The organism is bacterium, from assembly GCA_027622355.1.
Taxonomy (GTDB): domain Bacteria; phylum UBA8248; class UBA8248; order UBA8248; family UBA8248; genus JAQBZT01.
In genome coordinates this window covers 1-6,327 of record JAQBZT010000177.1, presented here as the reverse complement: position 1 = coordinate 6,327, position 6,327 = coordinate 1, and the positions used below count along the sequence as shown (strand labels likewise).

General features: G+C 63.8%; 7 protein-coding genes. 4 read left to right on the top strand and 3 right to left on the bottom strand.

Features of this window, described 5'->3' with window-relative positions; translation table 11 throughout:
* Positions 1 to 161: 161 nt before the first annotated feature.
* The gene (locus tag O2807_10510; protein MDA1000928.1) at positions 162 to 731 is read right to left on the bottom strand and encodes an HDIG domain-containing protein; all 570 of its coding nucleotides are present in this window, start codon (positions 729 to 731) and stop codon (positions 162 to 164) included.
* A 199-nt stretch (positions 732 to 930) separates the two neighbouring features.
* On the opposite strand from O2807_10510, the gene O2807_10505 reads away from it, so the two are divergent.
* A complete protein-coding gene (locus O2807_10505) occupies positions 931 to 2,166 on the top strand; it encodes a Xaa-Pro peptidase family protein (GenBank protein MDA1000927.1) in 1,236 nt (411 codons plus the stop codon).
* An 88-nt stretch (positions 2,167 to 2,254) separates the two neighbouring features.
* On the opposite strand, the gene O2807_10500 is transcribed toward O2807_10505, so the two are convergent.
* Together O2807_10500 and O2807_10495 are read right to left on the bottom strand one after the other, a co-directional pair.
* Positions 2,255 to 2,410, bottom strand: a complete 156-nt coding sequence (locus O2807_10500) for a hypothetical protein (GenBank protein MDA1000926.1) — start codon at positions 2,408 to 2,410, stop codon at positions 2,255 to 2,257.
* A 1-nt stretch (position 2,411) separates the two neighbouring features.
* Positions 2,412 to 2,846: a methyltransferase domain-containing protein gene (locus O2807_10495; GenBank protein MDA1000925.1), complete on the bottom strand. Its 435-nt coding sequence runs from the start codon at positions 2,844 to 2,846 to the stop codon at positions 2,412 to 2,414.
* Positions 2,847 to 3,031: 185 nt separating this feature from the next.
* On the opposite strand from O2807_10495, the gene O2807_10490 reads away from it, so the two are divergent.
* From O2807_10490 to O2807_10480, 3 genes are all read left to right on the top strand, one after another.
* The gene (locus O2807_10490) at positions 3,032 to 4,264 is read left to right on the top strand and encodes an aldo/keto reductase (protein ID MDA1000924.1); all 1,233 of its coding nucleotides are present in this window, start codon (positions 3,032 to 3,034) and stop codon (positions 4,262 to 4,264) included.
* Between the two features lie 74 nt (positions 4,265 to 4,338).
* Entirely contained in the window at positions 4,339 to 5,262 is a 924-nt protein-coding gene (locus O2807_10485) for an NAD(P)H-binding protein (protein MDA1000923.1), read from the top strand.
* Positions 5,263 to 5,268: 6 nt separating this feature from the next.
* The gene (locus O2807_10480) at positions 5,269 to 6,228 is read left to right on the top strand and encodes a lysylphosphatidylglycerol synthase domain-containing protein (GenBank protein ID MDA1000922.1); all 960 of its coding nucleotides are present in this window, start codon (positions 5,269 to 5,271) and stop codon (positions 6,226 to 6,228) included.
* Positions 6,229 to 6,327 lie beyond the last annotated feature (99 nt).

Sequence of the window (6,327 nt, the reverse complement as noted above, 5' to 3'; positions counted from 1 at the left end):
TTCCGGCATCACTGCACCCGATCGGAAAACCGCTGCACTTTCCCTGGGCGATTCTCCGGGGCGCCCGTGAGCCCGGCCCCCCCTTTCCGTGATTATTCAACCATTTCAAAAAAAAGGTCAAACAAACCGGACCAAATTTCTCTACGAACGGGGGCAGCCCCTCAGCCGGCGGCGGAGCCGTCCAGCCCCAGCCCGGCGGCCACCTCCTGCATCGCGCCCAGAACCGCGCCAATGTGCGCCTCGAGCGGCACCCCGAGCGCCTCGGCCCCCCGCTCGATATCCTCCCGATTTACCCCTTTGGCAAAGGCTTTATCCTTCCATTTCTTCCGGATGCTCTTGGGCGAGACATCCCGGACATCCTTGGAGGGCCGCACCAGGGCCACCGCCGTAATCAGCCCCACCAGCTCGTCCACGGCATAAAGCGCCTGGGCCATCCGGCTCTCCCGGGGAACCTCCAGATACGCGGCATGGCCCAGAATGGCCTCGATCATCTCCTCGGGACAGCCCTTCTCCCGGAGCACCCCGCAGCCCACCCGGGGGTGCTCCTCCGGGCTCGGGTGCCGCTCATAGTCCAGATCGTGGAGAAGGCCCGTGAGCCCCCAAAGCCCCTCGTCCTCGCCGAATTCGCGGGCGTAGCGGCGCATGCAGGCCTCCACCCCCCGGGCATGGGCCCGGAGGCCCTCGCTCTGGGTCCACTCATGCAGCAGCGCCTCGGCCGCCGACCGGTCCATCTCCATGCCCGGAAACCTCCAAACGGAAAGCCAAATCGCCTCTTTTTCTCCCCTTCCCGCTCATCCTTCCGGGATCGGCGGCGTCCTGTCAAGAAACCTTGGTTTTGTGGTCCCCATTCCCCCTTTGTGGTAGATTTCACCCCACACATTCGAAGAACCGACTTCTACACATCGCTACCCCGTAAGGCGGAGGCCCGACATGCTCTTGAACAAAGAACGCGCCCATGAACTGATGACCCAGCACAACCTCGTGGCGATGATCGGGACCACTCTCGAGAACGTCACCTACCTGACCGGCCACGTCGGATGGGCGCAGCGCGTCTACCGCAGCCTCCAGAGCTACGCCCTGCTCGTCAACGACCCCCAGGCGGGAAGCGACCTCATCATGACCCGCTCGGACAACAGCTACTACGCCGCCTACGGCGGATACGCCGATAACGTCTACAGCTACGGCGGCCAGTCCGCCCTTATCATCCCCGAGGGGTACACCCCGCCGGACGATGAGATGCGCATGTATCTGCATCTCCACGAGTCGGGGGGGAAATACCCCACCATCGTGGACGCTCTGGTCACCGCCCTCAAAAACCGGGGCATCACGAAGGGCCGGATCGCCCTGGATCAGGAAGGGTGCCCGCCCGCCCTCTTCGAGAGGCTGAAGGACAAGCTGCCCGATTGTGAGTTCCTCCCCGGCACGAATCTTTTCCTGATGATCCGCCTGGTGAAAACCCCCGAGGAGATCGAGCGCCTGCGCGCGGCGGCCGAGGTCAACGAGAACGCCATCGCCAAGTTCTTTGGTTTTATCAAGGAAGGCGTCTCCGAAAATGACGTGGCCGAGGTCTGGCGGCAGGAGGTCGCCCGGCCCGGCGGCATGTGGCACTGGTTCCACTTCAACAGCGGCCCGCGCTCTTGCTTCATCTTCCCCCCGACCAACCGGAAGCTGAAAAGGGGCGAGCACTTCATGTTCGACGCCGGCCTCTTCTTCAGAAACTACAACGCCGACACCGGAAGCTGCGGCTCCATCGGCGAGCCCTCCGCGCAGTCCAAGCGCGAGTGGAAGGCCGTCGAGACCGGCTTCCACGAGGGCGTCAACATCGTCAAGGAGGGCGTGACCGGCGGGCAGATCTACAACGCCCTGAAAAAGGGCATTCACAAGGCCGGCCTCCCCGGCTTCAACAGCCCCTTTGCCGGCCACACCGTCGGCCTCGAGGCGCGGGAGTTTCCCTTCATCCTCGCCGACGAGGTGAAGTACGACCAGCCGTTCCTGCCCAAAACCTCGGAGATTCCCCTGCCCGAGAACGCCGTCATCAACATCGAGGCGCCGATCGGGACGATGGGCTACGGGGGCTACCAGATCGAATACTCGGTGATCGTCAAGAAAGATGGATGGGAGCCGCTCCTCAAGCAGGAGCGCCACTTCCGCATTCTCGGCGCCTGAGGCGGCAAAGACAAAAAGCGCACGACGGGAGGGGCCCCGCGGGGCCTCTCCTTTTTTTGTCTCAGGTTTTTTTTGTCTCAGAATTTTTTCAGGAACCCTTCCGCGCCCGGAGGCGGAAGCGGATGTCCCGGGCCCGGAAGATGCCCGAGAAGTGAAATTCCCAAATCTCGGGAAAGCGGTTGGCCAGCCAGGCGATCCCGAGCCAGCGGTGGAGCCGGCAGAAGGTCAGTTCCAGCTCCAGCACCTCAAAGCGGACCCCCGTGTAAAAACCGATGGCCGGGTAATAGCACTCCAGAAAACGATTCGCCCACTTGCGTGCGCCCGAGGCGGGCGCGGCCTGATCGCGGAAAAAGTTCAGGAACATAAAATGAAAAGTGATGGCGGTGGGTCGGGTCGGCGAAGCTGCAGGGGTTGGAGAAGTGCGGAGTCACCCCCTCGATCTCGGCGTCTTCGCGGCCGACGCGGTGGATCTCCTCCAGAAGCCGCAGCGGGGATTCTACATGCTCGATGATGTGGGAGATCCAGATGCGCTCGAAGCTGCCGGCCTGGAAGGGAAGACCATCGCCCGAGACATCGGCCAAAACATCGGCATCCGTCCGGGCGTTGATGTCCACTCCGAACGCGCCCGCCTTTTTTGCCTGTCCGCAGCCGATATCGAGCGAACGCCCAAGCGCTTTCATCCAAAACCTCCGGCAAAACCATACTTTTGCGTTTTCATCCGCGTGCCCGGATTATAGGCGGGGGCAGACTTCGGGACCACCCGGGGAAACCCGTCGGGCCGCGGCGCTTGGGCGCAAAAGCCTATCTTGTCAGCTCCCGCCCGTTTGCATATCCTAGGACATCTCCAGCCGCCGAAGAGGGCAACATGCATCCCGAAAAACCTGTCCTGGATCGCCGGGAATTCCTCCAGAGGGGAACCCTCGCCGGGCTCTCGCTCGGCCTTTTGCCGCTGGCTCAGGATGCCGGCGCGCAGACCCCGGCCGGCGTGCGCCGCTACAAGCAACTGGGCCGCACCGACATCCGCATGTCGGACATCTCCTTCGGCGGAAGCCGTCTCGGCTCCGGCGAGGAGGATCTCGTCCACCACGCCCTCGACCTCGGGGTCAACTACTTCGACAGCGCCGAGAGCTATACGGGCGGCGAGTCGGAAAAAACCATCGGCAACGCCCTTCGCGGCAAACGGGACAAGGTCTACCTCACCTCGAAAACATCCACCTGGTCCTCCTCCCGGAAAGAGCAAATGATGGAGACGCTGGAGAAAAGCCTCCGCAGCCTCCGCACGGATTATGTGGATGTCTACTTCAATCACGCCGTGAACAACCCGGAGGTGATCACCAACCCCGAGTGGCACGAGTTCAACGCGCTCGCCAAGAAGCAGGGCAAGATCCGCTACACGGGCATCTCCGGCCACGCCGGACGCCTCATCTCCTGCCTGGATGCCGGCATGGCGGGCGGGGTGGACGTATTTCTCGTGGCCTACAACTTCGGGCAAGACCCCGCCTTCTTCGAGCGCTTCACCCGGGGCTTCGACTTCATCGCGCGCCAGCCCGCCCTCCCCGCCGCCATCAAGAAAGCCAAATCAAAAGGCATCGGGATCATCGCCATGAAAGTCCTCTACGGCGGGCGGCTCAACGACATGCGCCCCTACGAAAAGGGCGGCGCCACCTACGCCCAGGCCGCCTTCCGGTGGGTGCTCTCCAACCCGGATGTGGACAGCCTCATCATCTCCATGACGAGCCGCTCGCTCATCAGCGAGTATGTCGGCGCCTCGGGGTGGCGCTCGGCGGCCCGGGAGGATTTCCGCCTCCTCAAGACCTACGCCAAGATCAACGGCGCTTCCTTCTGCCGCCAGGCCTGCGACGCCTGCGAGGGCGCCTGCCCGAAGGGGGTGTCCATCCCGGATGTGCTCCGCACGCGGATGTACGCCCGCGGCTACGGCGACATGCGGCTGGCCCGGAGCGAGTACGCCATGCTGGGAGCCGGGGCGGAAGCCTGCCTCACCTGCGAGTCCCTCGCCTGTGCGGGCGCCTGCCCCTTCGGCCTGAAGATTGAGCAGTTGACCGGACCCACCCACCGGATGCTCTCCGGCCGGGCGTAGGGTTTGAAATTTCCCCCGCTGGCGGCATACTCTTCCCCCCAAAGCGGAAACGGTTTGGTGCACCCAGATTCAGCTTGCAGGAGCAGACTCCGATCGACATCGTCGTCACCGGCGCGAATGGCGCCATCGGCAAACATTTGATTCAGTGGTTGAGCCGCGAGGGCGGAACCATCCCGACCCGCCTGCGCGCCCTGGTGCGCGATCTGGGGCGGGCGGCGGCGCTCCGGCCGCTCTCCGCTGAAATTCTGGCAGTGGATTACGGCGACAAGGATCAAATCCGGCGGCAGATCGAAGGGGCCGACACCATCGTCCACCTGGCCGGGGCGCTGCGCCCAAAGGCCGGGGAAACACTCCTGGACGCGAATTTCAAGTCCACCCAGAACGTCGTCCTGGCCACACTCGAGGCCGGGATCAAAAACATCATCTACCTCAGCTTCATCGGAGCGGACCCGGAGTCGCGAAACCTCTATATCCGCTCGAAGGGGCTGGCCGAGCAGGCCATCCAAAGCGCCGATCTGGGCGGAGCCATATTCCGCGTCCCGATGGTCCTCGGGTCCGAAGGCGCCGCGCTCGCGGGTCTCAAGCGGGCGGCGGGCGCATCTTTCGTTCCGCTGGTGAAGGGGGGCAACTTCCGGATTCAACCCGTTTCCCAAAACGATGTCATCGCCGCGATCGAATGGGCCATCCTCAACCCGACCCGCCCGCTCCAGATCGTCAACTTGCCGGGACCGGACACGCTCACTTTTGCCGATCTGATCCGACGGGCCGGAAGCCGCCTCGGGAAAAACCCGAAAATCATCCCCATCCCGCGCCCCATCGCCTGGCTGAGCGCCGTGTGCTGCAGCTCGATCATCCCTTCCATCGGCTGGAACCACACAGTCTACGACACCCTTTTCAACGAACACCTGGCGGACGCCGAGGAGATAAAGAACACCCTCCCCTTCGCCCTCACCCCCATCGCGGAAACCCTCGCCCACTGCCTGCCCCCGCGAAGCTGACCGCCCTTGGACACCCCCGCGCACAGCGCCAAGAAAACCCCGCTCTGGGCGCGCCTTTGGCCGCTGGCGCTCACCCTCCTCATCTTCGCCTTCATCTTCACGCGCATCCCCTTTGATCGGTTCTGGGATGCGATCTCCCGCGCCCGGCTGCTGCCTTTCTTCGCCCTGATGGGCGTTTTCTCTCTCTGCTTCTTCTCGGTGGACACCTTCGTCCTCTCGCGGATGGTGCGCTGGTTTCACGGGCCGATCCGCTACCGCGAGCTGCTCCCGGTCCGCGCCTCCACCTACCTTGTCTCGCTGATCAACACCCAGCTCGCGCAGGCGGCGCTCGCCCTCTACATCTACAGACGGTTCCTGACGCCGCTCGGGCGAATCTCGGGCACCATCGCCACCCTCATCCTCCTGGAGGCCACCAACCTCCTCCTTTTCGCCACCATCGGCCTCTGGGGCTTTCCGGGCACGCTGCCCGGCGCCTCCATCCTCCTCCCCCTGGGGCTGGCCGCCGTCTGGACCTGCGCCCTGCTCCTCGCACGTGGAATCCCCTTCCCCCGGTGGAAGGAGAGCCCCATCTTCCACACCCTGCGGAGCGCGCGCTTCTGGCAGATGGCCGCCGTCCTCCTGATGAAAGGATCGATTTTCCTCCTCTCCATCTTCGTCCACCGCTACGCGCTCTCCCTCTTTGGGATCGAGATCCCCCTCCTGCGGTTGCTGATCTTTCTGCCGGTCGTCTTTCTGGTCGCCGCCCTGCCCGTCACGGTGGCCCACCTGGGCACCTCCCAGGCCGCCTGGATCTTCTTCTTCAGCGGCTATGCGGCCGAGGCGGATCTCCTCGCCTACAGCCTCGCCTCCCACCTCACCTTCATGCTCGCCAACGGTCTGTTCGGGCTGATCTTTTTGCCGAAAGCCTACGCCGATCTGTTCGTTCACCAGCGGCAGGACAACATCGAGGCGCGAGACGGGAAGTGAGTCGGCAGTGGGTTAGTTTGCACAATGGACCAGCGGTGTCATTCCGAAGGAGCGCAGCGACTGAGGAATCTGCTGTGGAAAAGCAGATTCCTCGCGCCG

Bases quoted from the DNA above. Each gene is read 5' to 3' on its own strand.
- O2807_10510 (MDA1000928.1), bottom strand. From the start codon at position 731: ATGGACCGGTCGGCGGCCGAGGCGCTGCTGCATGAGTGGACCCAGAGC.
- O2807_10505 (MDA1000927.1), top strand. From the start codon at position 931: ATGCTCTTGAACAAAGAACGCGCCCATGAACTGATGACCCAGCACAAC.
- O2807_10495 (MDA1000925.1), bottom strand. From the start codon at position 2,846: ATGAAAGCGCTTGGGCGTTCGCTCGATATCGGCTGCGGACAGGCAAAA.
- O2807_10490 (MDA1000924.1), top strand. From the start codon at position 3,032: ATGCATCCCGAAAAACCTGTCCTGGATCGCCGGGAATTCCTCCAGAGG.